The sequence below is a fragment of the Methylovulum psychrotolerans genome (genome assembly GCF_002923755.1).
GTDB classification, from domain to species: Bacteria; Pseudomonadota; Gammaproteobacteria; order Methylococcales; family Methylomonadaceae; genus Methylovulum; species Methylovulum psychrotolerans.
Window position 1 is genome coordinate 20,812 of the sequence record NZ_PGFZ01000019.1, and the last position, 24,553, is coordinate 45,364.

General features: G+C 51.5%; 24 protein-coding genes. 8 read left to right on the forward strand and 16 right to left on the reverse strand.

Going from position 1 to position 24,553, the window contains the following annotated elements; all coding sequences use genetic code 11:
• Nucleotides 1–723: 723 nt before the first annotated feature.
• A complete protein-coding gene (locus AADEFJLK_RS21540; protein WP_103975721.1) occupies nucleotides 724–1,743 on the reverse strand; it encodes a TPR end-of-group domain-containing protein in 1,020 nt (339 codons plus the stop codon).
• A 98-nt stretch (nucleotides 1,744–1,841) separates the two neighbouring features.
• Here AADEFJLK_RS21540 and AADEFJLK_RS21545 point away from each other — a divergent pair, with 98 nt between their 5' ends.
• Nucleotides 1,842–2,168, forward strand: coding sequence for a DUF2288 domain-containing protein (locus AADEFJLK_RS21545; RefSeq protein WP_103975722.1), 327 nt, complete (start codon nucleotides 1,842–1,844; stop codon nucleotides 2,166–2,168).
• Here AADEFJLK_RS21545 and AADEFJLK_RS21550 read toward each other — a convergent pair.
• Together AADEFJLK_RS21550 and AADEFJLK_RS21555 are read right to left on the reverse strand one after the other, a co-directional pair.
• Nucleotides 2,157–3,758, reverse strand: coding sequence for a GTPase (locus tag AADEFJLK_RS21550; RefSeq protein WP_103975723.1), 1,602 nt, complete (start codon nucleotides 3,756–3,758; stop codon nucleotides 2,157–2,159). The genes AADEFJLK_RS21545 and AADEFJLK_RS21550 overlap by 12 nt on opposite strands.
• Nucleotides 3,739–5,475 (reverse strand): GTPase domain-containing protein, encoded by a 1,737-nt coding sequence (locus AADEFJLK_RS21555; protein WP_103975724.1) that lies wholly within the window; start codon nucleotides 5,473–5,475, stop codon nucleotides 3,739–3,741. The genes AADEFJLK_RS21550 and AADEFJLK_RS21555 overlap by 20 nt, the downstream gene beginning before the upstream one ends.
• 300 nt (nucleotides 5,476–5,775) lie before the next feature.
• Between AADEFJLK_RS21555 and AADEFJLK_RS21560 the strand changes: the two genes are divergently transcribed.
• Nucleotides 5,776–6,204, forward strand: a complete 429-nt coding sequence (locus AADEFJLK_RS21560) for a hypothetical protein (RefSeq protein ID WP_088618343.1) — start codon at nucleotides 5,776–5,778, stop codon at nucleotides 6,202–6,204.
• Between the two features lie 106 nt (nucleotides 6,205–6,310).
• Here the strand turns inward: AADEFJLK_RS21560 and AADEFJLK_RS21565 are convergent, their stop codons facing one another.
• Both AADEFJLK_RS21565 and AADEFJLK_RS21570 read right to left on the reverse strand, forming a co-directional pair.
• A complete protein-coding gene (locus AADEFJLK_RS21565; protein WP_103975725.1) occupies nucleotides 6,311–7,018 on the reverse strand; it encodes a DUF2959 domain-containing protein in 708 nt (235 codons plus the stop codon).
• A 109-nt stretch (nucleotides 7,019–7,127) separates the two neighbouring features.
• Nucleotides 7,128–7,415, reverse strand: coding sequence for a hypothetical protein (locus AADEFJLK_RS21570; RefSeq protein ID WP_088618345.1), 288 nt, complete (start codon nucleotides 7,413–7,415; stop codon nucleotides 7,128–7,130).
• 85 nt (nucleotides 7,416–7,500) lie between these two features.
• Here AADEFJLK_RS21570 and mutY point away from each other — a divergent pair, with 85 nt between their 5' ends.
• From mutY to AADEFJLK_RS21585, 3 genes are all read left to right on the forward strand, one after another.
• Nucleotides 7,501–8,586, forward strand: a complete 1,086-nt coding sequence (gene mutY, locus AADEFJLK_RS21575; RefSeq protein ID WP_249028113.1) for an A/G-specific adenine glycosylase — start codon at nucleotides 7,501–7,503, stop codon at nucleotides 8,584–8,586.
• 8 nt (nucleotides 8,587–8,594) lie between these two features.
• Complete coding sequence (locus AADEFJLK_RS21580) at nucleotides 8,595–8,867, forward strand: oxidative damage protection protein (protein WP_088618346.1); 273 nt, start codon at nucleotides 8,595–8,597, stop codon at nucleotides 8,865–8,867.
• Between the two features lie 186 nt (nucleotides 8,868–9,053).
• Nucleotides 9,054–9,539, forward strand: coding sequence for a GNAT family N-acetyltransferase (locus AADEFJLK_RS21585; RefSeq protein ID WP_103975726.1), 486 nt, complete (start codon nucleotides 9,054–9,056; stop codon nucleotides 9,537–9,539).
• A gap of 98 nt (nucleotides 9,540–9,637) precedes the next feature.
• Here the strand turns inward: AADEFJLK_RS21585 and AADEFJLK_RS21590 are convergent, their stop codons facing one another.
• The gene (locus AADEFJLK_RS21590; protein ID WP_103975727.1) at nucleotides 9,638–9,931 is read right to left on the reverse strand and encodes a site-specific integrase; all 294 of its coding nucleotides are present in this window, start codon (nucleotides 9,929–9,931) and stop codon (nucleotides 9,638–9,640) included.
• Between the two features lie 147 nt (nucleotides 9,932–10,078).
• On the opposite strand from AADEFJLK_RS21590, the gene AADEFJLK_RS24770 reads away from it, so the two are divergent.
• From AADEFJLK_RS24770 to AADEFJLK_RS21605, 3 genes are all read left to right on the forward strand, one after another.
• A complete protein-coding gene (locus AADEFJLK_RS24770) occupies nucleotides 10,079–10,918 on the forward strand; it encodes an Ivy family c-type lysozyme inhibitor (protein ID WP_211299301.1) in 840 nt (279 codons plus the stop codon).
• Nucleotides 10,919–11,189: 271 nt separating this feature from the next.
• Nucleotides 11,190–11,672 carry a cupin domain-containing protein gene (locus tag AADEFJLK_RS21600; protein ID WP_103975728.1) on the forward strand — a complete coding sequence of 161 codons (483 nt, stop codon included), beginning with the start codon at nucleotides 11,190–11,192 and terminating at the stop codon, nucleotides 11,670–11,672.
• 123 nt (nucleotides 11,673–11,795) lie between these two features.
• Nucleotides 11,796–12,263, forward strand: a complete 468-nt coding sequence (locus tag AADEFJLK_RS21605; RefSeq protein WP_170065208.1) for a GIY-YIG nuclease family protein — start codon at nucleotides 11,796–11,798, stop codon at nucleotides 12,261–12,263.
• 162 nt (nucleotides 12,264–12,425) lie between these two features.
• Here AADEFJLK_RS21605 and hxlAB read toward each other — a convergent pair whose 3' ends face one another.
• The 10 genes from hxlAB to AADEFJLK_RS25290 all read right to left on the reverse strand — a co-directional run.
• Nucleotides 12,426–13,601, reverse strand: coding sequence for a bifunctional 3-hexulose-6-phosphate synthase/6-phospho-3-hexuloisomerase (hxlAB, locus tag AADEFJLK_RS21610; protein ID WP_103975730.1), 1,176 nt, complete (start codon nucleotides 13,599–13,601; stop codon nucleotides 12,426–12,428).
• Nucleotides 13,602–13,833: 232 nt separating this feature from the next.
• The gene (locus AADEFJLK_RS21615) at nucleotides 13,834–14,832 is read right to left on the reverse strand and encodes a chemotaxis protein CheB (protein WP_249028114.1); all 999 of its coding nucleotides are present in this window, start codon (nucleotides 14,830–14,832) and stop codon (nucleotides 13,834–13,836) included.
• Between the two features lie 24 nt (nucleotides 14,833–14,856).
• The gene (locus tag AADEFJLK_RS21620; protein WP_103975732.1) at nucleotides 14,857–17,001 is read right to left on the reverse strand and encodes a hybrid sensor histidine kinase/response regulator; all 2,145 of its coding nucleotides are present in this window, start codon (nucleotides 16,999–17,001) and stop codon (nucleotides 14,857–14,859) included.
• 4 nt (nucleotides 17,002–17,005) lie between these two features.
• A complete protein-coding gene (locus AADEFJLK_RS21625; RefSeq protein ID WP_088620855.1) occupies nucleotides 17,006–18,802 on the reverse strand; it encodes a methyl-accepting chemotaxis protein in 1,797 nt (598 codons plus the stop codon).
• Nucleotides 18,803–18,824: 22 nt separating this feature from the next.
• A complete protein-coding gene (locus AADEFJLK_RS21630) occupies nucleotides 18,825–19,865 on the reverse strand; it encodes a chemotaxis protein CheW (RefSeq protein ID WP_088620856.1) in 1,041 nt (346 codons plus the stop codon).
• A gap of 9 nt (nucleotides 19,866–19,874) precedes the next feature.
• Complete coding sequence (locus AADEFJLK_RS21635) at nucleotides 19,875–21,236, reverse strand: CheR family methyltransferase (protein ID WP_103975733.1); 1,362 nt, start codon at nucleotides 21,234–21,236, stop codon at nucleotides 19,875–19,877.
• A gap of 5 nt (nucleotides 21,237–21,241) precedes the next feature.
• A complete protein-coding gene (locus AADEFJLK_RS21640) occupies nucleotides 21,242–22,210 on the reverse strand; it encodes a diguanylate cyclase (protein ID WP_088621697.1) in 969 nt (322 codons plus the stop codon).
• A gap of 250 nt (nucleotides 22,211–22,460) precedes the next feature.
• Nucleotides 22,461–23,294, reverse strand: a complete 834-nt coding sequence (gene thyA, locus AADEFJLK_RS21645) for a thymidylate synthase (RefSeq protein WP_103975734.1) — start codon at nucleotides 23,292–23,294, stop codon at nucleotides 22,461–22,463.
• 52 nt (nucleotides 23,295–23,346) lie between these two features.
• Complete coding sequence (locus AADEFJLK_RS21650) at nucleotides 23,347–23,961, reverse strand: acyltransferase (RefSeq protein ID WP_103975735.1); 615 nt, start codon at nucleotides 23,959–23,961, stop codon at nucleotides 23,347–23,349.
• A 246-nt stretch (nucleotides 23,962–24,207) separates the two neighbouring features.
• A partial coding sequence (locus AADEFJLK_RS25290; protein ID WP_211299302.1) for a hypothetical protein occupies nucleotides 24,208–24,553 on the reverse strand: 346 nt, incomplete at its 5' end.

Consider the following 24,553-nt stretch of genomic DNA (forward strand, 5'->3'; position numbering starts at 1 on the left):
TATCTCGCTCATCATTTTGAGCCTGGAACAATTAAAGGCTTTGATATTGAGCCCTAAACACGTCGTTAAGGCGACGTGTATCCCGACTTTCAGTCGTTATATCACTAACCCACCGACCTAGTCGGTGGGTGTTGAGTAGACCATTTCACTGCCGTCGGGGTGACGGTGGCAGGAGTCAGAGCCCTCATAGTACCGTAAATCGGTGAAACCCAAGGCAAGGCAAGGATATTGTGGCACCGGCGGGAAACCTGCCGGTAACGGAGAAGACGAAGACGAGCCTAAACTCAGGGTGGGGACGATGGTAAAAGGCGGTTAGCAAAACCGCCCATAGGGAAGGGGGGCAGGAAGGTGGAAATCTGATGACGCAGCCATGGCCAAGTCATGCGGCAAACCTCCGGTAAACTGCCGCAAGAATCTGGAACAATCCAAGCCAGCCTAAGGCCATGGGGCGGGGTCGGATTTGCGGGCAACGCGGTAACGCGGAACGATGGGCTCACCAGTATGGAAGTCGTTCACCAGTCCCGTCCCGAAGAGGCAACTGCCGACTGGAGAGCCGTGTGCGGGAGAACCGCACGCACGGTTCGGAGGGAGGGGAGGGTCGAAAGACCCTATCAAAGAGGCAGCTGCCTTACGGTGTTTTTATGGATGTTCCTAAGGGCTACGGACGGGGTGTTTATCGCCCCGTCCGTTATTGTGCCTAAGCGTAGGCCGATAAGAGAGGGCTTACTTCTTTTTACGGTTTTTATGCGCCTGATAGCTTACGCCAGGTTCGGCAACGATGGTTTCCTCTGCATCGGCTACCCCGTCGGTTTCGGCAACGATGATAACATCGGTTTCCGCAATCGGCTCCCGAACTTCAGCAAACTCCTCTTCCGCTGGCTCTTCAACTTCGGCGGCAGCCTCTTCAACCGCTGCGGGCTCTTCCACTTCGGCGGCGACTTCTTCAACCGCCGCGGGTTCTTCCGCTTCGGCAACAACCTCTTCAACGGCTGCGGGTTCTTCCGCTACGGCAACAGCCTCTTCAACGGCTGCGGGTTCTTCCGCTACGGCAACAGGCTCTTCAACGGCTGCGGGTTCTTCTGCTACGGCAACAGCCTCTTCAACGGCAACAGCCTCTTCAACGGCAACCGGTTCTTCCTTCGGTAACAAAGGTTCGATAAAAGCCAGAAACCAATCCGCTTCCTTAACGGTCGCCAAATCAGGGTCTTGCATTATGTCGCTGGCATCGGGCAGACTACCGCGCTCTTTCGAAAGCTCAAAGGCTTGCAGACAGGCTTGCGAATCGCCGCGCAAGGCATAGATACAGGCCAGATTATACGAGGCGGTGCCGGTCTGGATTCTATTGGCGGCTTCAAAGTGCTTTTGTGCCTGGGTGTATAACTCATCATCCGGCACAACCCCTTTCAAGCGGGCCAAATCCATATACGCCACCCCACCGTTAATTGCCGACCCCAAATAATCTGGGTTAATCAGCAAACAAAAAGTGAACTTGTTAATGGCATCCTGATAAATAGCTTCAGCTTGGGCGCCTTCCTTGGTTTTGGCTTGGTGCAATAAGGCAAACCCCCAATTATATAAGGCATCGGCGCGGATAGGGTCATCCAGCAAGACCTCGGCGTAACCGGCATAAGCACTTTTAAACAATTGGTCGGCGGCGTTGCCTTCGCTTTTCCGTGCCTGCTGGGTTTGTTTAATAGTGGCAGAGAGTTTGGATTTTTTCGTAAACGACGATAATAACGACATACTGGCTCCTCTTAACAATAGGGTTTATGGACTAGCTGCTGATAACAGATAAAATAACCGCCTATCCATTAACAACAAGTGCCCATTGTAACTCGACTATGCAAGAAATTATCGACACGACGTTAAAAGAAAAAATCCATCTGGAAACTTCCCAAATCGCCTGGAGCGAATTGCAGCGCTTTTTTGCCCAAGGCTTGGCGGTTAACGTGGGTCCTGAGTTGGATTTGATCGACGTTGCCTATCAATTTGCCGCCGACAACAAAACCCAAGTGCAAGCGTGGCTCAGCGCCAAGCAAATCGGTTTGGTGTCGGATCCGCAAGCCCTGCAATGGCTGGAGGCGAATGCCTTGGTTTGGGTGGTGGTGGTTAAACCTTGGCTGTTGGTGCAAGATAATAGGGTGGCCTCTTGCCCCTCAACCGATTAACATCCGCGCTAAAGGGCTGTCATTATCGACCACTAAGCGGGTTTCCACATCGGGGCATTCGCATTGCCCGATCAGCGCCGCCAATTGCTCAAGTTGTCCGGCGTGGGTTTGGCTAAAGTCGGCGATAGTTTCTTGTATCGCGTCATCCAATAAGCCAAACGCTTGCTTAACGCCCGTGTTTAAGCCTTTTAGGGCACTTTTGCGTAAGGATGGCTGGGCTTTTTTCAGGATGAAGAACGGCACCAGCCAAGTGATGGCGATCAGTAAGCTGCTATGGATGGCAAAGTCTACGCCTAGGTAGTGGCTACTGGTCTGGTTGCTTTGGTAAAAGCCCAGAAAGACCTGATAGCCGACCCAAGACATCGCCGCCAACGGCAGGGTTATTTCCAGTAAGCGGATAACTTTTAACAAACTCCGGTGCAAATGGCTACCCGGGCGGGCTAAGGCTTGCCGCACCGCCAGTTCGGTTTGCCCTTGTAGTATTTTCGCGGCTTTGCCGCGCAGTTCCGCCAGGGCGTTTTTTAACGGCAACACGGGCAAGCCCTGTTGGGCGGCATCTAAGACGAATAAATCTAACGCATCGTCAAAACGGGTTTGCGCCCACTCATCCCACAACGCGACGCGTCCATTCGACGGGTTGCCGAGCAAATCGGCGGCATGTTCGCCATAATAGGTGGCGGCGTTTTTGATCGGCCAGACAAAACCTTGTCCCAAGACGGTGACGGCCTGTTGCCAATGGTATTGCCATAAGCTGGGGAGTTTGCTGACCGGGGCTTGGCCGACCAAGCTGGCGCGGATGTCCTGTAATTGCTGTTGCAGGGCGCGTTTACGCAGGGCTTGCCCGCGCTGTTGGAGTTGTTGCACGGTATGGCCTTGCGCCAAGGCCATGATAGTCGCTTCCAGTTGCGCGAATTCATCGGTTTGCCAGTCGTCGGCACAGATGGTCTTAAAAATAATCGGCTCAAAAAAGCCTGCTTTGTGCAGTTGTTGCTTAAAATCCTCGTATTGTTCGGGCTGGCCCCTATCCCATTGGTTGAGCACAAACAGCCACGCATGTTTGGCCCCTTCGGTCAGTAACAGCCGCCACGCTTTTTCGTCGCGGTAACGTTCGGGGCTGACCACATAGACCAATACGTCGATATGCGGCAACCATTGCAGCACCAGTTGCTTGTTGCCTTGTTCGGTGCTGTCAAAATCCGGCATGTCGATCCAGATAATCTGCTTTTTCGCCTCTTCATCGTGCTGAGCGATTTTGATATGGGTAATCGGCAGCTGTTCGGGCAGGTTTTGGATGGCGACGCTGTGATGGTGGAAAAGGGTGACTTCCCGCGAAGTCGGGCGTTCAACCCCGACCCGCGCAATCGGCTTGCCCGCCAAGCGGTTCAGCAAGGTGCTTTTGCCGACCCCGCTGCCGCCCATAAAGGCGACGATCAAGGGTCGGGCTTCCTGGGGGCTGAATAGGCTGTCGGGGGATTTGGTTTCCAACTCTTTCAACTGAGCGGCAGCCTCGGCGCTAATCCAGCCGGCCCCAAGCGCCTGTTCGGCCCACTGTTGGGCGTTTGCTACTACTTCAGAGTAATCGTAAGCCATGGCGTTTCTCTGTCAATTGCTGTTCCATTGCCCCTAACTGTTCGGGCGAGATATTAAAGTGACTGTTGCCGGCCAGTTGTGCGGGCAAGGCTTTCAGGGTATTGCCTAACGCACCGCTAAACAAGTTCAAATCGACGGCGTTCAATTGCTGTTGTTTAAGGTGCGCTTCGACTTTGTGCATATAGCCGCCGATGGCGCTTTCCGCCAGCAAGGAGGTGACGGAAAGCATGGCGGGGGCGATCACCAGATCATGCACACCAATGCCGCCCGTGTGTAAGGTCAGCGCGATCATCGCCGCGTCGGCGGTGACGCGGGTGGCGCGGAGGCTATTTAACACCATCGGCTGTTCTTGGAGTTTATGATATAAACGCTGGGCGCTGGCTTCCACGTCTTGCTGGAATTCCAAATGATAATTTTTGACCGCCACCGCAAAATGCTGCAAAATTTCTGGACGCTGGCGGCGTAGCGACGAGCTTAAGCCCTGCCACCAGTCTTGTTGCTGGTGTTGCTCCTGCTTATCCAGCAAACGGTCGGCCAATTGGATGAGGGCGTGTTCGGCCAATTGGTTTAACAGTTTGACTTCTTGGCTGCTGTCGGTGATATGCAGGCGCTTGCCGCCGAGCTTGAGCATTTGCCGCATCGGCCAGGTCAGGATTTTCCGCGCCCCGGTCATAATCCCCGCCAAGCCGGGCATTTCCAATAAAGTCAGCAACTCCGCCATCGCTTGTTGGAAAGTTTCGTAATGGTGTGGATGGTTCAGATAATCGCGCTGATAGTGGCTTAAGGCTTGTTTTAGCACCTCATCCAGTAACGCTTGCCAATCGCCGACTAGTTGGTGCTCGGCACGCACCGGCTCCAGCCAGGATTGCCAGTGCTGTTGTAAAAAGGCTTGCTCAAACCGCGCATGTTGAGCGGGGTTGGCTTTTTTCGCCAACTGCTTAATGCGCCCGGCTTGGCTGTCAGGCCACTGCGGGCCACCCAGGGCTTTTTGATAATACAGGGGGATGATGTCGGGGCAAGGGTCGCGGCGGGCTTGCTGCCACTTGTCTTTTAAGGACGGGATTAACAACGCTTCCGAGCCTTCGGCCAATTTGTTCAGGCAAATCAACGTCGGTTGGTTCAGTGCCGCCAATTCGGCCATCATCTCCCAAACCGATTGGTCGGCGTATTTTTCTTTACTGACCACCAACACCAGTACGTCCGCTAAGGCAATGCTTCGGATGACCCCTTCGCGGTAAGTTTGGGAATCTATTGAATCAAAGTCCGGCGTATCCCATACTATACAAGGCGGTAAATACGCCGAACGGCTATTGGTGTCACTGACCGAATAGCAATCGTAGCGGTGCTTACTGAGCTGTTCGGGCGACAGGCATTGGAAGCGCCCGAAATAACGCTGCAAACCTTGGCAGTCGCTCTGTTTTACGGCGTGGCAAAAGCCCTGCGGATGCACAGTATAACCGGCCAGCGGACTCACCCCCGCCGCCGGACTGCCCAGCAAAGCGTTAACCAGTGAGCTTTTGCCCGCTTGTGTAGGGCCGATGACCGCCACCTGTAAGACCTGCGGCTCTTTCGCCGCCAACCATAAGCCTTTGCGGACAAAGGCTTCCGCCAACGTCAGTTGGTCAATGCGCTGCTGATAATCCAAGGTGGCGGCTTTGCCCGTTTGCGCGACTATGGCTTGATAACGCTGTTTTAATAATTGGATAAATTCCAGCATAGTTGTTTAGCTCAGGGTTATAATAACTGACCATTTTACTTTGTTTAGGCGATACCGAAGCATCAATAGCATTGAATTATATTAATTTTTTGCCGTCTGCCCAGCCCGTTACTGCCCGTTTAGGCAGGGGGCGAATGCCGTCAGGATGAAGCCTTGGCGGCAAGCACGAAAAAATCGCGCGGCTAATCTTGCCTTCGGCATTGCTTTCTGTAATCTGGCGTATATAACAACGACTCTGACTATAAAATCCCATCCGCTAAAAATAACAACAAAGCCGTTATAAACATTGAGGACTTCTTTATGAAAAAACTTCCCATTTTGCTTATCTTATTAAGCTGCACCGCCCTTATCGCCTGTGGCAAAAGCCAAGAAATCAACGGGCAGAACATGAAAACCGCTTACCGTTCAGTCAGATCCTTAAAAGAGCGCTTGCCCCAGGAAAACCGTATCGAATTTGAAGTGTCGTTTTGGACTATCCGTGATGCCAATAAAGACGACAAACAATTCTTGGATATTGTCGGCGGCAAAAGCCCCCAAGAAATTATAGAAATCGGCAAACAAGTTTATCAAGAGCGGAAAAATGCCAACTATAAAGGCTATGACCAGTATTCTAGCTGGGGCGAAATGATCACTAAATTCGGCCGCGAAAGAATCGATCAGGATAACCGCAAATCCCCCAAAAAAGAAGATGCCAAAGACAAGGCCAATGATGTGCTGTACAAGCTTTAAAAAAACTTGATGTTAATGCAGCAGGGGGTGGGGCAAACCCGTTTGCGCCACCCTTTTGAGGGTAGCCCGCCGCGTTGGGCTTTTACTCCCCCAATGCCCAACCCACCTAAAGCCGTTGCCTAGGCAAGGCTTTTTGCCCCGGAGCATTTTGCAAGGACAGCACACTGACAAATTCGTTGGCTTCGGCGATGATCTGCTCCATTGCCAACAGCAATTGGGCGATATCCATGCCGATGTCAAGAAATTCATGCTGTAAGGCGGCAATCGCCCGCGCATTGAGGTTATGCTTAAGATACAGCACCTGATCCTTAAACGCCGCCAATACTGGCTGAATTTTACCTTCCGCCTTGTGCATGGCCTTAATCAGCCGCGCATACTGCTGTCTGGCTTGCTTTAATTGCTGTTTGCTATGGTTGCGCAAGGCTCTGTTGCTATACTCGCCCAACTCACGTTCCCATTCCGTAAACAAGGCCTCAGTTACTTCTTCAATGCTTCGGATACGTTGGCTGACCGCCTCGGCTTTGGCGCGGCATAACTGATATTGCCGATTCAGCAACTGGTATTTATGTTCTAATGCCGTATCTTGCACCGCCACCAAGCTGTTAAAACGCTCCAGCGCATCGGCAAAGGCATCCCGGGTGTCTTGCAAACTGCCACAAGCCTGTTCCACTTGCGCAACCACAATCGCCCGCTTAGGCTCGCCTATCGACTCACGCGCGTGAAAATACATGGCTTGGAGCGGCTTGCTAAGCAGTTTCTTTAAGGTGCGTAAGGATAAGGCGAGTAAACCGTGGGAATTGGAATAATCAGGCATCGGGTAACAAGATAGGTGGGCGGTACGGCAAAAGGGGACAAGGCCGGATATTACGTTAAAAAAGAGCCAAAAAAGTTATTTTTTGGCTCTTGCCGACAAACTCGGCGAATCACTCCGATTTTGCCGCCACATCCGCGAGCAATTTCTTTCTGATAAAATACGCCGCCGCCATGCCGCACAAAGCAGGGATTTGCGTGACCAGGAAAATCATGGTCGGGCTTTTGGTAAACAGCGCCGCCAACGGTGCCAGTGCGGTCAATTTGAACGCCCACCAAGCCACCCAGTAACCGATCACGCCAATTATCGCCCATTGGAAAGCGGGCTGGCCTTTTTCCTTTGCGGTCAGATAAAACCAGACTAATATGGCAATCCCTGCCGCTTTAGCTAAAATCAACATTTTTTCACCTCTTATAATATACCAAGTTCCCCGCCATGATATTCGATAAACTGGCCTTAATGAATACTTTTTTAGCAACCCGCGCATGAACGGCTTGTCTGACCCAACCATGCCTCGCCCGCGCCTTGATCCGGCTAGCTTCCAAGAGCGTCTGTTGGCGTGGTTTGACCAGCATGGCCGGAAAAACCTGCCTTGGCAACAAGCCATTAGCCCTTATCGGGTTTGGCTGTCGGAAACCATGCTGCAACAAACCCAAGTCGCCACCGTCATCCCGTATTTTCAGGCTTTTACCGAGAGCTTCCCGACCGTCGAAGCCTTGGCGGCGGCCCCTATAGATGAAGTATTGCGGCATTGGGCGGGTTTAGGCTATTACGCGCGGGCGCGTAACCTGCATAAAGCCGCCCAACGCATTGCTGAATTGGGCGGCTTTCCTGACACCCTAGAAGGGCTAATGGCTTTGCCCGGCATCGGCCAATCCACCGCCGGGGCGATTTTAAGCATCGCCTTTAACAATAGCCACCCGATCCTGGACGGCAACGTCAAGCGGGTACTGACCCGCCTGAACGCCATTGGCGGTTGGCCCGGCCAAAGCCAAGTCAGCAAATCCCTATGGGCGCTCAGCGCCGAACTGACCCCTAGCGTCAGGGCGGCCGAGTACACCCAAGCGATTATGGATTTAGGGGCGACGCTGTGCACCCGCAGCAAACCTTTATGCTTAGCCTGTCCGGTCAGCGCCGATTGCCAAGCCTATCGCCAAGGTAACGTATCCGCTTACCCCAGCCGGAAACCGCCGAAAACCTTGCCGATTAAAGCCTGTTTTTTGCTGCTGCTCTATACCCCCGACCAGCGTATCTATTTAGAAAAAAGGCCGCCCACCGGCATCTGGGGCGGCTTATGGAGCCTGCCGGAATTTGCCGCCCTTAATGCCGCCGAAGACTGGTGCTTAAGCCGAAACTTGCTTATCAAGCAACGCCATAGCTTAGCCAGCAAACGCCACACCTTCTCCCATTACCATCTGGATTACACGCCGTTGCTGGTGCAGATCGAAAACCCTACAAATAATGTGATGGAAGCGGAACAAGCGCTCTGGTATAACAGCGCACAAATCAGCGGCTTGGGTCTGCCCGCTCCGATCAAAACTTTACTGCAACAATTTAATACAGACTACTAGGAATCACTATGACGAGATTAATACACTGCGTAAAACTGGGTGAAGAAGCCGAAGGCTTAGACTCACCACCTTTTCCCGGCGAAAAAGGCCAAGAAATCTATGAAAAAATCTCCAAATCCGCCTGGCAAGCGTGGTTAAGCAGACAAACCATGCTGATTAACGAAAACAAACTGGCTAGTTTTGACCCAAAAGCCCGCGCTTATCTGGCCGAAGAACGCGCGAAGTTTTTGTTTGAAGGCCATAATGACATGCCCGCCGGGTATGTGCCGCCTAAGGCGTAGGGGCTTTTTCCCCTAACTTTCGCCTGTATAACGGGAAAGCCGTTCGCTTCCTCCCCTGCGAAGGGGAGGGCTGGGGTGGGGTTTAACACGCTGAGACGTAATGGAATGCCGACTTAATTTTATGCACGTTCCTAAGGCAGTTAAGCCTTAACCCCCGCCTTGTTTACCATCCCGCAGGCAAAGCCCATGACCACAACCGTATTAGCAGACCTATCCGCCCCCGACCATGCCCAAGCCATTATCCGCTTGTTAAATGATTATGCCCAAGACCCCATGGGCGGCGGCGCAGCCTTGTCCGTGTTTACCCAAGCCAACTTAATTGCCGAGTTGCAAAAACGTCCGGGTGTTTATGTCGTGTTGGCTTGGGACGCAGACCAACCCGTAGGTTTGGCGGTGTGTTTTGAAGGCTTCTCAACCTTTGCCTGCAAACCGTTATTGAATATCCACGACTTAATGGTAGCCGCCCCTTACCGTGGGCGCGGCATTGCCAAGCAACTGCTCGCCCACGCCGAAAACATCGCCCTTAGCCTAGGCTGCTGCAAGCTGACCTTAGAAGTCTTGGCAGGCAATACCCCCGCCCAAGCCGCTTATCGGTGGTTTGGTTTTGCCGGGTACGAGCTGAATCCTGCCATGGGGCAAGCGTTGTTTTATGAGAAAAAACTGGGTGGTTAATCTGTCTGCGGTGTTCCCGATAGGCGCGGAAAAATAGCTAGGGCTAGCGACCCATTACCACAGACCTGTTTTTGCCAACTCCGCATTATCCGGCCAAATCAGTCCAGTAGACAAACCTCCTTATACAAAAAGCACATCACCGTCAGACACGCCCGGTTCTGGCTTGAGGCCGACACTTTGCCCGCCACTGCCAAACGCGGCAAAAATTGTTCAACATCAGCCACCCCCATTTCACACTGATGCCGCTTGCCAAAATGCAGGATAAACCACCTAATCCAATCTATGTAAGCCGTCCTGTGCGGGTACTTGTAATACTTAAAATGGATTTTTCCCCTGATTTGATCTAACAGTTTAAGTTTATAGGCGGCTAAATTAGCTGACGGGTATTGCATAAGTTATAGGATGTGCTAAATTCTGCCAAACTTATAAAAGAAAAGAAATTTTACATATTTAAAAAACTATAGACAAACGGATGGCGCAATATCTTGCGTCAATTAGGCTGTCTACATTACGTTGGGCAATTATTGAGGAATAAGTTGATGCAATTTTGCATGAAATTTAGTAATTACCGATTCCTGAAGTGCGAAGCTGGATTAAAAAAGAAAATTTTGGTTATTGCTATTTTTGGAATAGATATTTTTACATCATACGCAATGGCAGATTCATTTTGGAATCATAATGGCTCATTAATGCGGCTCCGAGCTTCAGATCATGTTCGAGTATTTGAATATGAAATTCCTGCACCTAAAATTAATTTCTCTGGAGTTCAAAGAGGAACTGTCCTTTTTAACGGGATGCGTCAAGATAATCGTTACACTGGTATAGCTAGAGTATTTTCAAAGTATTGTGATGCTCCGTTGGAGTACCGAGTTGAAGGCCGTGCTCTAACCGAAACATATATTGTTCTCACTGGTCAGCGTGAAATTTACACTGTAGGTTGCGTTCCAACGGGTCGTTTGACTCAAGATACACTAGAGTTTACATATGTATCTAAAGAAAACCAAGCGTCGGTAGTTTTAGATAATCTTCCAGGTTTGACATACCTTAGTACACTGTTGCATAAAGCTTCCTACAAAATTTCATTTAATGCACTATTTAATGGTCAATATAATATTGAACCTTGGCTTAATGAGTATGTTAGGAATCGTAATGGTGTCGAACATCCTGGCGAAATGCGAATGGTTGGGAGAAAAAAATACGAGTTTTACGAAATTTGTGAACCACATAATTGTCCAGGGAACGGGATGTATGTATTTTTTGAGCCAGGTGGCGCACAAGCTTGGGCACTTTTCACTAAAGAAGATGGTACTTCACGTTTCTTCGGAAATCCTGACACAGAAATGCAGATAGAGCTTAGGGCAGCAACGCATCATGAATGATGTGCACCCTTCGTCGGCACATCCTATACGAGCTTCGAGCCTACCACGCTGTTCCAGCGTACCTCGACCATCGCTGTCGTTTTGGGTTGAGGTGTGTCGGATTAGTGCTGTGTGTTGTCAGGAGCTATCGGTCTGGTGATGTTGGTTGTTTTAGTCGTTGTACGGCATTGCGGTGTGGCGGGTTTTTACGCTTCAGGTTAACATGTCCCACAATAAATGCCCAACAAGTGTACCGTACCTTAGCCCTCAGTAACGTCTATCGCGAGGCTTCATGTCAGAAAAGAAAACGCCAGTCGCCGTAATCGCGGCTCAAGTACCTCCGAGAAACAAGCCGTCTGTATATCCCGATCCGTTTGCCGCACGGATGTTGGGCCGAACGAAGAGCCAGCTTGGTGAGATTTTCGGTCTCGCAAATTTTGGCGTGAATCTCACGCGCTTAGCCCAAAATTCAGTTTCGGCTCTGCGTCACGCCCACAGCAAACAAGACGAGTTCGTTTACATACTTCAAGGATACCCCACGCTGCACACCGATGAAGGTTACAGCAAGCTCGGCCCTGGAATGTGTGCAGGCTTCAAGGCTGGCACAGGCAACGGGCATCGCCTGATAAATGACACTTCCGAAGAAGTCGTGTACCTCGAAGTCGGCGACAGATCGCCGGGGGATGAAGGTAGTTATCCAGATGATGATCTCAAGGCTGTACTTGTAGATGGCAAATGGAAATTCACCCGTAAAGATGGAACCCCCTATGAGTAAAGCGTCCCCGCAATCAAAATCACTTTGGCTGTCTTTCACTATGTTGTCGCCTAACACGGCGTTCAACCGGAGCGCGGTTATAATTCCGTGCTGCGCCCAGTTAGCTCTATGTTAGGCCTTACGATGAACGAACAATTTCACCAGCACATCGAATTTCTGCATCCTTCATTTGAAGCGCTTCTCTGTAGTGTGCCGTTTCAATTTACATCGCTTCCGAAGGTTCTGCCGAAAGCGGGTATTTATCTTTTTTCCAATGGTGAGCAACATCTTTATGTCGGACGCACGAACAGTATTCGCAAGCGGCTACAGCAACACTGTCGTTCGGGTTCTTCTCACAACAGCGCAGCCTTTGCTTTTCGCCTAGCGCGTGAGGCCTGTAAAGTTCCACAAGCAACCTACAAACCCCAAGGCTCCCGGAAAGATTTACTTCAAGATCCAGATTTTGCGTTGGCCTTCACTGATGCTAAAGCACAGCTGCGCACCATGAATATCCGCGTAATTGAAGAAAGTAATCCATTTCGCCAAGCACTACTGGAAATGTATGTGGCTATTGCCTTGGCTGCGCCATACAATGACTTCGACAATCATTGAGGGAAAATGAGTGAGGGCAAACCTAGCTGTTTTGGTTGGTGGCGGTTGAGCTTGGGTCGTATTGCCGAGCCTAATATGCCAGCCAAAGAAAAATCCCGCCCATCACCAACAAAAACACCCCTAAACGGGGTGTTTTCAGACAAGCACTAACCAATCAGCCGCTTATTCCAAATTCGCGTGGCGGTAGCGCATTTCTTCTTCCGCTATACCCTTCTCATGAATCAAATGCGCGATATACGATTCTAAGAAGAACAAAGTGGACAGTTCGAACACCGTGCCCATCGGCATACCATAAACTTTGCTGTATTGCTCAGGCACACCGATTTGGAACACATCGTCGGCCATATCGCCAATGGTTGAGCTGGCTTTGGTGGTGATCAGCAAAATGTCCGCCCGCAGTTCCACGGCGCGTTTAGTGAAGGCGATCAATTGTTCGGTTTCGCCGGAGCCGGAGATGATAATCAGCAAGTCGCCGCGTTTAATGCTGGGGGTGACGATTTCACCGACGACGCTGACGGTGTAGCCGCTGTGCATCAGGCGCATGGCGAAGAATTTGGCGATCAGGCCCGAACGTCCCGCCCCGCACAAGAACACACGTTTGGCTTTATCCAACAGCCGGGTCAGGCGGATGGCATTCGCTTGGTCGGTGGCGCTCAGGATGGCACCGATTTTGTTAATGACCATTTGCTGATGGGTGGATTTGCCGTCGGCAATGTCGCGGATTTGTTTGGCGGCTTCGGCGGGGGAGGCCGCGCCGTAAATCGCCGCGCCGACGACGATAATATCCGCGCCGGCTTCCACCACTTGTTTGACGGTGCTGGCTTTAATGCCGCCCGCAACGGAAACGCGGACTTTTAAGCCCAAGGCGGTAATGGCTTGTAAGTCGGCAAACGGGGTTTGTCCGGCGGCTTGGGCATCGAGTCCGGTATGGACACCGATGATATTCGCGCCCAGTTCGGCGGCGGCTTGTGCACAGGCCACTTTGTCGGGGACGTTGATTAAGTCGATTTGCGCTTCGGCCCGGTGGGCTTTGGCGGCGTTAATGACCCCGGCGATGGTTGCCATGCCCGATACGCCCAGCACGGTACAAATGTCGGCCCCGGCGGCATAAAACGGTGTGGCTTCGTATTCGCCCGCGTCCATCGTCTTTAAATCCACTAAGATCAATTTGTCGGGGAATTTAGCCCGCAACGCCTTAACCATGTCCACGCCGTTATGCTTGATGCAGGGGGTGCCGATTTCAAAAATATCAATATACGGCCCGGCCTGTTCGGCTAAGCTGAGGGTTTGGTCAAAATCCAGCGAGTCTAACGCCAGTTGTATTAATGGTCTAGCCATGATGTGTACTCCTCTCTTGTAATTATAATTTTTTCCAAGGCTCAGGCGGGCTGTGCGTGTTTATGCGCCGGGCCTGCGCGGGTTAACGCCCACCTAATGGGGGCAAACTGTAAAACAGGACGGTGCGGATGTCAATTTTCTCCCGGCTAGGTAGGCGTGTTTTAACTCTAGCGCAGCCCCCCGTTCCCTTCGGCTTCGCTCAGGGAGCGGCGTGGATGGCTTTGGCTTTGGGTTAAACCGCCTGGCATAACAGCTCGGCAATTTGTTCCAAGTTAAGGACTTTTTGCGCTGCGCCGTTATCAATGGCGGCTTTGGGCATCCCAAACACCACACAACTGGCTTCGTCTTGGACGATGGTCTGGCCGCCCGCTTGGGCGATGGCTTTCAGGCCACCCGCGCCATCATCGCCCATGCCAGTCAATAACACGGCAATGCACAAGCTGCCATAGTGTTTGGCAATAGAATGGAAAGCGACATCCACCGAGGGGTAGTGCAAGTATTCGGGGGCGTGGCTGTAGGCAAAGCGGCCATAGCCATCCAGTTCGAGATTGGCATGGTCGGGCGCGAAATAAATTCGTCCGGGTTCAGGAGATTCGCCAACGGCGGCAACACTGACTTTCAGCTTCACTTTGCCGCCTAACCAGAGCAGGAAGGGATCTAAAAAGCCTTTGCTGATATGTTGGATACACACGATGGGCAATGGATAATGGGCGGGCAGTTTCGCCAGCACTGCCTCAAGGGCTTGCGGGCCACCAGTCGACGCGCCAATCATCAAGATTTTTTGTCGGGGGGTAGCACTAACATGCTGGGCGGCTAAAGCAGGCCTTGCTGTTTGTGGCTGGGCTTTGCGCCTGAACACGCTGACCCCGGCTAAGACTTTCAGTTTGCGGGCCAGCAGTTGGCCCGCTTCCGGGTCGGTGCTTAAGGTAGCGGCGGGCAAGGCTTCAATGGCTCCCGCCGCTAACTGCGCGTTGCTTAGGGCTTGGCTGTCCGGCGTTGCGGCGCTCATGATCAAGATAGGGGTGGGGCATTGATCCATCAATTGTTGGGTTAGTCTTAACGCCCCTATTAATTGTGCGTCGCTCACCACGACATCCGGCTTAAGCAGACTGATTTCTGTCAAAGCTTGTGGCGCGGTGCTGGCGGTGCCGGCCAGCCCTAAACCTGTGGCTAGGTTTAAGGCGCTTTTCAAGGTTGTCAACAGAAAAGGATCATCAGTGACTAAAAACACACGGATCAATGTCAGCACTCCTGGCTAAATAAGGGTTTTTAAGGTGTCCAGCAATAGGCGGTGGTCGAACGCACCTTTGCTTAAATAGGCGTTCACGCCCAATTCCAAGGCGCGTTGCCGATCATTGGGCTTATCCATTGCGCTGAGCAAAATAATCGGTAAATTTTTATACCGTGTTTGGCTACGGATTTTTTCGGTGAGGGCAAGGCCGTCCATATTGGGCATAGTGACATCGCTGACCACGGCGGTAAACGTATTGCCCACTAATTTTTCGTAGGCATCACGCCCGTCCACCGCCGCTGTGACGGCATAACCGGCTTTTTCCAAGACCCGCTTAATTTGGGTACGCGCGGTAATGGAGTCCTCAGCGTATAAAATATGCGGTTTGACGGTTTGTTGGGCGGGTGGGGCAGGGTCGGCTTTGATGGTAATGGCGGTTTTTTTACCGTAGGCGGTTCTGACCAAGTCATAAGGGTTTAAGACAATGCAGACCTCGCCGTTGCCTAAGACGGTCACGCCGCTGATATTGCGCACCCGCTTTAACAGCCCGCCTAAAGGCTTGAGGAGAATCTCCTGTTCGTCCAACAATCTATCGACCAACACGGCTATCCGTCCGTATTTTACGGCGATAATCACCGCTAACCCATACTGTTTTTTGGTGGGCACATCGGGCAATTCCAGCAGGTCGCTTAAATGTGCCACCGAAACGGCTTGGTTTTCCTGTAACAAAGTTTGGTAGCCGTCGATATTAAACAGTTGCTCGGCGCTGACGCTGCGGATCAGTTCAATGGCTTCCATCGGCAGGGCGTAGTAGTGTTTTTGTTGCTCGACCAAGATCACTTTTGTAGTGGCTAGGGTGATCGGCAAAACGATGTGGATACTGGTGCCTTGGCCTGGGCTGGAATCGATTTCAATATGGCCTTTGAGTTGCTCGACTTTGCTGCGGACAATCGCCATCCCTAAGCCGCGTCCTGAAATGTCATTGATTTGGTCGGTTGTGGACAGGCCTTGGCTAAAGATCAAATCTTGGATTTGCCTATCGCTCATTGCCGCCAGTTCATCCGCCGAATAGAGCTTATGCTGTAAGGCGCGGGCCTTGATTTTTGCGACATCAAGCCCTGCGCCGTCATCTTTGACGACAATGACAATGGTCGAGGGGGTTTGGCGTGCGCTCAGGCGTATCGTACCGACAGTGGGTTTGCCTTGCGCTTGGCGCTGCTGTGGGCTTTCAATGGCATGGTCGATAGCGTTGCGGAGCAGGTGTATTAAGGGGTCTTTAATTTCTTCAATGACCCGTTTATCGGCTACCGTGTCATCGCCTTCAATCAGCAAATTCACTTGCTTATGTTGTTGTTTGGCAATGTCGCGCACCATGCGCGGAAACAGGTTGAACGTGGTCGAGAACGGCAGCAGGCGGATGGAGCGGATACCGAAACCGATTTCGGTGTTTAAATAATCAAAACGGTTACTGTCCTCATGCAGTTGGCTGCGCAAGGTTTGCAGGCGGGTTTCAATAGCGGCCAGATCTGGGCTGTTAGTAGGGTAGTGTTGTTGTTTCCATTCATCCCAAAGAAAGATAATGTCGTTCACATCGTGAAGGCGTTGCGCTAAGCGGTTTTTATTGACGGTCAGCTCACTGACATGGGTCATCAGGCTGTCCAGCTGTTGGGTACCGACCCGTATGGTGTCAATCTTACTGGTATGCCCGCCGGAGGTATAGGCTTCGGTAGATTCCGTCAGTACCTCTTCGCCTGGTTCCGGCTGATTGACGGGTAACGGGCCGCTGGCGCGGGCGGCAGTTCCGGCCAATTCTGCAAAAATAAGCGCTATGTCCTTATTATAGGGGATATCGGTAAGGGCGGCTTCCGCCAACCCCCGCAAATCGTCAACACCATGATAGAGCCGCTCAATGACCCCTACTTCTAAAGGTTGGCCCGTGTGCTGCGAGGCTTTTAAGACGGTTTCAAAATGATGCGCAACTTTTTCCATATTACTGACCCCCAGCATCCGCGCCAAGCCTTTCAGGCTATGCGCTTCGCGGAACACCTCGTCCATAGAGGCGGTCAGGGCCGGCTGTTTTTCCAAATGCAATAAGTGCTGCTCCAAATTGTGCAGACGCTCTTCGCATTCTGCCTTAAACATTTGCCGCAGGTCGGGATCATCGATCATAAGGTTAAATCATATCTTGCAGTTGTCCGGCGGCGTTGTTCAAATTCTGAATCGCCAGTTTGCTTTGGGAAATGCCGTTGGCGGTCTCTTTTGCTCCGGTGTTGAGCATATTCATGGCTTCGACCACTTGGTTGGTGGCGTTGGCTTGCTGTTTGGCGGTTAGGGAAATTTGCTGCAAGACATCGGCGATATTATTGACGGCGGCGGACAAGTCATCATAACTGCGTTTGGCGATGTCTGCCTGTTGGCTGTTATGTTGGGCGGTTTGCGTGCCTGCCTCGGCGGCCAGCACCGTCGTGTTGGTGACTTTTTGGATGTTTTCTAATAAGTTGCTGATATGTTCGGCGGATTTTTTGCTTTGCTCGGCCAGTTTGCGGATTTCTTGCGACACGACGGTAAAGCCTTTGCCGTGTTCGCCGGCGCGGGTCGCCTCCACAGCGGCATTGAGCGCCAATAAGTTGGTCTGGTTGGCAATATCCTTAACGGCATCGGTAATATGGCCGATTTGTCCGGTCTGCTCGCTCAGGCGGACAATCTGGACACCGATGGTTTCTACCTTGCCTTTAAGCAAATCCATGCTGAAGAGCATTTCCTGCATGGCCTGCGCCCCTTGCCGCGCTTGGCCGACCACCCGTTGCGCGTCCTGGTTGGCGGCATCGGCTTGAAGGATGGATTGTTGTGCGGAGCGCCCCAATTCGTTCATGGTGGCACTGGTCTCATTAACGGCGACGGCCTGTTGCGCGGCTGTGCGTTCATGCTCGTCGGTGGTGATGGACAGTTCACTAGAGGTGGTAAAAATTTCTGTGGCCGCGCCGCTGATCGGGCGGCTGAGGCGACGGCCATACAGCAAGCCGGTCACCGCTGCAATCAGGCCGGTCACTAACCCGAACAATAACACCCAATTGCGTAATTGGGTGATTTCGGCGTTGGCTTCCGGCTCGTCAATCTCCACCAGCAGCAGCCAGCCTAAGCCATAGTCTTTGTTGAGCAACAGCCCTTCGGACGCGCCGACTATCGGCATATTGCGGTAATCGGGATAGAGCCCGGCCATGTTTTGCTGTTGGTTTTGGAACAAACGCACGGGTTGGGTATCGACTTTTTGCTTGAGGACGGCATTGGCGATAAAGCGCGATGGGGTGATCATATAGCCGTTTTTATTGATGAGATAAGCCTCTCCCGTCTCGCGTAAGCCTTGGCGGTTGGTGGTGACGGCATTTAAAGCTGCCAAATTGAGGCGGTTGGCAATGACCCCCAACAACCGCCCACTCTCGCGGTGGCGGATAGGGGCGGATACCGCCAAGGCGTATTGTTTGCTGGCGGTATGATAATAGACATCTTTAAAATATAAGCCGTCTGGCGCGGCGGTAAACAGGTCATTGGCGGATTCGTCCCGGCCTATGGCTTGCGCGTCAGTGGATGCCACTACCTTGCCTTGGGCATCCATCACGACGGTCTCACCACCCTGCTCGGCACCGATTTTCGTCATGGTAGTTTTGGTTTTGATAAACCCCTGCCATTGTTGTGCAGAAATGGCCGTTCCGGCTGCCTGTTGTTCCAATAAGTGATAAAGCAAGTCATCGCCGGCAAAATCGGTGATGCGCATGGCTTCGGCATCCAGATATTGGTGGATCGTCTGGGATTTAGCTTGGGCAATGGCGGTAAAATCGTTTAGAAACTGGCTTTTTAAAGCATCTTTACCAAACTGATAACCTCCAAAGCCAATCAAACTGATGGGCACGACGGAAGTGAGCAGGAATAAAACCAGCAGATTATGGGTTAATTTATGTTTGGCAATGCGCATAGGGGGATTCTCTCAAAGGCTCTCAAACTTCTTCTTCCACCACTAACTCTCCTTTTTCCAGAATCAGGTTCAGGTCTATCAGAGTCAGTAACTTATCTTGGTAGGGCATTTCTCCAGTCAGAAAACCACCGCTGACCGAAGCCACCGCCGTCGGTACGGGGGTTATTTTTTGCGGGTCGACATAAATGACCTCGCGTACCCCATCGACCATGATGGCGACAGGAAAGTCATCGGCAGCGTTGATGACCACCGCCTTGCTGTCAGCCTGCACGGGTTTGGGCGGCAAATGGATAGCTTGGCGCATTTCGATTAAGGTCAGGACAGCACCGCGCAAGTTAATGCAGCCCAAAATATGCGCCGGGGTGCAGGGGATAGGCACAATATCACCAATATTGGCAAATTCGCGCACTCCCGCCAGATCAATACCGAAATATTCCTCATTGAGGATGATCACCGCTAAGGCCAGATAGGTACTGGCATCTTCGCGGGTTTCCTGCCATTTTAATTTTTCTGCGCGTAAGGCAAACACGACACGGTCATCAGGATTAGCCCGCGCATAAAAGTCACTGTAGCTGCCCGCCTCTTCGGGTACGGTAAACGTTGCCTGCTGTAATAAGGCCTCGACATTCATCAGGGTAATGATTCTGTCGGCTTTTTTCAGGCTGCCGATTAACAGCGGCTCGTCCAGTTCGGCATTAATACGGGCCGAGTATAGCAAGGGGTTGTCATGCACCGAATCGGCAATGCAGACATCGTACACCTCATTGACAATCACGCCAAAGGTTTGTCCGGCCAGATGCAGGATAACAATGCCGTCACTGGCCTGATAGGGCGGGCAAGTTTGCCGGAAACGTAGGCGCACATCCAAAACCGGCACTAAGTTGCCGCGCAGATCAAAGACCCCGACCACATCGGCGGCAGCGGTAGCCAATAAGGTCAATTCCGGCAAATAGACAATTTCTTGGACGATAGGGGCAGGCACTGCGTAAAAATAGCCGTTTAAGGCAAACACAAAATAGGGCAGCAACGGATCAATCAGCGGAGTCGGCAAATGGGCTGTCATGGGCGGCGCCTACTGCAAGTGCAGGATAAGGTCTTGGGCATGGGCGGCAAACTCCTCCAAATACTGTTTAGGCGGCAATTTTTGCAACAGGTTTAAGGCTTGCCCGCGCATTTGTTGGCATTTTAAGGGTTCATCGTATTCATAAAGGGCTGCCAGTTCCAAATAGGCGGGGATGAATTGTTCATCGGCAATAATCGCTTTATTCAGTAATTCCGTTGCTTGCTGACTGTCGCCCTGCGCTTCACGGATATGTGCGAGCAGATAATAACAGGCGGCGGAACGTTTATTTAAAGCTAAGGCCGCATGTAAACGGGCTTCGGCGGCGGGATATTGGCCTAGGCTGGCAAAGGCTTTGGCAGACCAATAATGGGCATCAAAATCATTCTGTTGCGATAATAGCGTTTGGGCGATAGCTAAGACTTGTGCATAATCGCCCGCTTGGTACGCCTGGTCAAGGGCGGCGATACGGGCTTTCGCAATGTCCGGGGCCGTTAGGGTCGGCACTGCCGCAGGGCGCGGCAAGTCGGGTAAGACGGCGGGGGAACGGGAACTGCTTTGGGCACTGCGCTGATACACCACCGATTCCAAATACAGCCGGGTTTGCAGGCCGTACAGCGGTTGCTGATATAACTCGCCATGCCCGGTCAATAAAAAGCCTTCGGGGTTGAGGGTCTGGACAAATTTTTCCACGACAGCGGCAATTGCCGCTTGATCAAAATAAATGAACACATTGCGGCATAAAATCAGATCGATTTTATTGATTTCCAAATCAGGAAACGGCGTCTGTAACAGATTGACGCGGCGGAAAGTGACTTTTTCGCGTAAATCCGGATCCAATGCCAACAGGCCTTGCTGGGCGGGCTGGAAGTACGCCAAAACTTCCGGCCCGACATCGCGTAACGACCAGCGGGAATACAGGCCGGCACGGGCTTTCGCCAACACTTTATCGTTAATGTCGGAGCCTAAAATCAGCACATCCCATTCATGCGCATCAGGCAAGAGCTTTTGCACCAGCATCGCCAGCGAATACGGCTCTTCGCCCGTCGAGCAACCCGCGCTCCAAATCCGCAATTGGCGTTGGTGGCGGTTGCGCTGGATCAGCTCCGGCAAAATATGTTGTTGCAGGATGTGCATCTGCCCTTTGTCACGCAGGAAAAAGCTTTCCGGGACAGTCAGGGCTTGGACGACCAACTGCCATTCTTGATCTGCGCGTAAGCTGTTGGCGGTTAATTGCTGGACATATCCGGCCAAGTCAGGTGTTTTTAGCTCCGCCAAACGGCTTTGCAAGAACTTATAGGCCTTATCGTGATCGGTCTCGCTCAGGGCCAGGCCAGTATAGTGGGTCAATAATTGTTTGAATTGAGTCAGCACTGCGCTTAACCTGAAGATAAGGCGATATATTGCACTTGGTTACGGCCTTGTGCTTTGGCTTTATAAAGCATGGCATCGGCTTCATGCAGCCACTTTTCCGGCGTGTCGGCATTGTTGGGAAGTCCTCCGGCTACGCCCAAGCTAGCGGTGACATGGCTGGCCGTCAATGAGCCTAGGTGCGGGATTTGCTCGGCGGCAATGGCGGTGCGGATTTTTTCGGCAATGATTGCACCGCCTGCCGGTTCGGTTTCGGGCAGCAATAAGACAAACTCTTCGCCACCATAACGGGCAACAAAATCAGCGGGTCGGCGTTTTTGCCCTTTAAGGATATGGGCAATCTTTCTTAGGCAATCGTCACCTTGCAAATGCCCGTAAGTGTCGTTATAAAGTTTAAAGTGGTCAATATCAATCATCACCACCGACAGTGCCTGCTGGTTACGCACGGCGCGTTTCATTTCGATGAGGATACATTCGTCAAAATAACGGCGGTTGGCGATTTCGGTCATGCCGTCAAGCTGGCTCAGCCGCAACAATTCGATATTTTGTTTTTCCAGCTCGGCTTGGGCTTTTTGCAACGCCTCAAACATCCGGTCACGCTGGAGCTTATGGATGTGGGATTTGGAATGGTAGCGCAGCCGGGCGATCAGTTCGATTTTATCGGGCAATTTCACCAGATAATCGTTAGCCCCCCACTCGAACGCCTTCACCTTGGTGGCCGGGTCATCTTCAGTGGATAACATGATAACTGGAATGTCTTGGGTAGTGGGGTTTTTGCGGATTTGTTTCAGTAATTCCAAGCCGTTAAGCTTAGGCATAATCAAATCCAGTAAAATGACGGTCGGTTTGATATTTTCCGCCTCTTCAATGGCTAGCGCGGGGTTATGGCAATAATGGAAGCTGATGTCGGTGTGTTCGGCGAGCATATTTTGGACAAGCTTCCCGACGATGGCCTGATCGTCAACCAACATGATCATTATGTCTACACAATAGAGCTCAATTTTATAGCCATCCATAAGTATACTGCCAACTACTTGCAAAAGTAGTAGTGTGCCATAAAACATCGTGTAAAACCAAATATGACACGTCATTTATGGTTATTATTTACTATTTATGGAACCGATTTTGCTATCGACATACGCCGTGCGTTAATTCGGCTATTTTTGCTTAAAAAGGCCGCCGACCGGTCAGTTTATTTGGCAAAAATAAGCGTGAAAATTGCTGGGCCTAAATGGCAATCGCTGCCTTAATGGCTGCGTGGGATTGGTAGCCGCACAGCTCAAAATCATCATAGCCGTAAGCAAACAACGAGTCGGGGCGGCGGTTGATGCGCAGTTGCGGCAACGGGAGGGGCTGGCGGCTTAATTGCAGCCGCGCCTGCTCTAAATGGTTACGGTACAAATGTACGTCACCGCCCGTCCAAATGAACTCGCCGACTTCCAGACCGGCTTGTTGGGCAATGATGTGGGTGAGCAGGGCATAACTGGCGATATTAAACGGCAGGCCTAAAAAAGTGTCGCAACTGCGTTGGTAAAGCTGGCAGGAGAGCCGTCCATCGGCGACATAAAATTGGAATAAGGCATGGCAGGGAGCCAAGGCCATTTTGCCTTGAGCGACGTTTGCTAGGGGGCTGACGCGCTCATCCGGTAAATCGGCGACATTCCAAGCCGAAACGATAATCCGGCGGCTATTAGGGGTGTCTTGCAGTTGCGCCAACACTTGGCTGAGCTGGTCGACGGTACGCCCGTCGGGGGTCGGCCAAGACCGCCATTGCTTACCGTACACCGGCCCCAATTCGCCCTCGGCATCCGCCCATTCATCCCAGATGCTGACCTTATGGTCATGCAAATAGGCAATATTGGTGTCGCCCCGCAGGAACCAGAGCAACTCGTGGATAATGGATTTGACGTGGATTTTTTTGGTGGTCACCAGCGGAAAGCCGTCCTGCAAATTAAAACGCAGTTGATGGCCAAAGATAGACAGCGTACCTGTGCCGGTACGGTCGCTTTTGGCGTGGCCTTCGCGGATAATCTTGTCGAGCAAGTCTAAGTAGGATTTCATGAAGTTTAGTTATCGTATCGACACACTAAAGTATAATGCTGTAGTTTGCCAGTTACGGCAAGGGAGGGAAATTTCTGTCCCAACGAACATTTTCCTTAACTATTTTTGCAGGGCTGCCTACAATAATGCATTTTTCAGGATAAGTACCCTTTGTCACCAAAGATGCCATTCCGACAATCGAACCGCTGCCAATAGACACGCCTTTGAGCAGTTTTACGCCTACTCCGACCCAAACATGCTCGCCTATGGCAATAGGGGAGGGTGGATTAATGCGGATATTATCGGCATCATATATTGGGTGCATATCGCTAGTTGTCATAAGAATATCGCCAGCAAACATGCAATCTGCGCCTATTTTAATAGAGCTTGGTTCATGATTGAATAAACGGACTAAGCCCATAAAGGAGCTTCCTTTGCCGATCACTACCGTGCTTTTCCCGCGACGGGCAACTATATTTAGTGATCCCATGATATTGACATCATCTTCGATAAGCACCTTGCTATCATTACCGATAATGTTAATCAAAATAGTCCCTTTGACATTGTCGCCAATCTCTACCGTATTATTATATCCGTACACTTCTATGGACGAATTCGCCTTTAAGGGAGATTTACCTATTTTGAAAATGTTCTTATTGTCAATGATAGTTTTATAGCTGGAATTCATATTGCTGTCTCATATCGAGTGGGCGGCTTTATTTTGTAGTATTTATTGATGTTACGCCGTCATTTGTGCGACATTGAAAAATGTAGTGATGAGTCGCTATCGTGGCGGTTTTTTTAATCGCGTTCCCGCACATGAAGTGCGGCTGGCAGCGGTATCCAGCCTGGTGAAGCTTCTGAAAACGGAAGGGTAAGGCATAAAAACTCGATCATCAAGTTTTTAACATTCGCCCAGACCGCTTTCAAGCGGTCATCCGGCAGCCCTATACTTTAGTGAAGGGATTGTTTCCATCCGCCCCAAATCCCTGCCGGAAAGGTGCTTTTCGGAAGGCATCAGTTTAAACACGTCCCCTATCATTTGGGTCAAACTGTTGAGCATCCCGGCGGGGTCGGGGTGTTCCAATGCCCTTTTGATAAAGGCCAGCAGCACGTCCATCTGTGATTTCCTTTGCAGGCTGCCGACGGTATACGCGGGCAGTTGGTTTTTTAAGCGGGCCGTCTGCTCGGGGTGAAGGAGGAGGCAGTGGTCAAACAACAGACTCAGGATCAGGCCCCTGCTTGACCCCTCTTCGTCCAATTGTTTGGCCTCCCGCCCC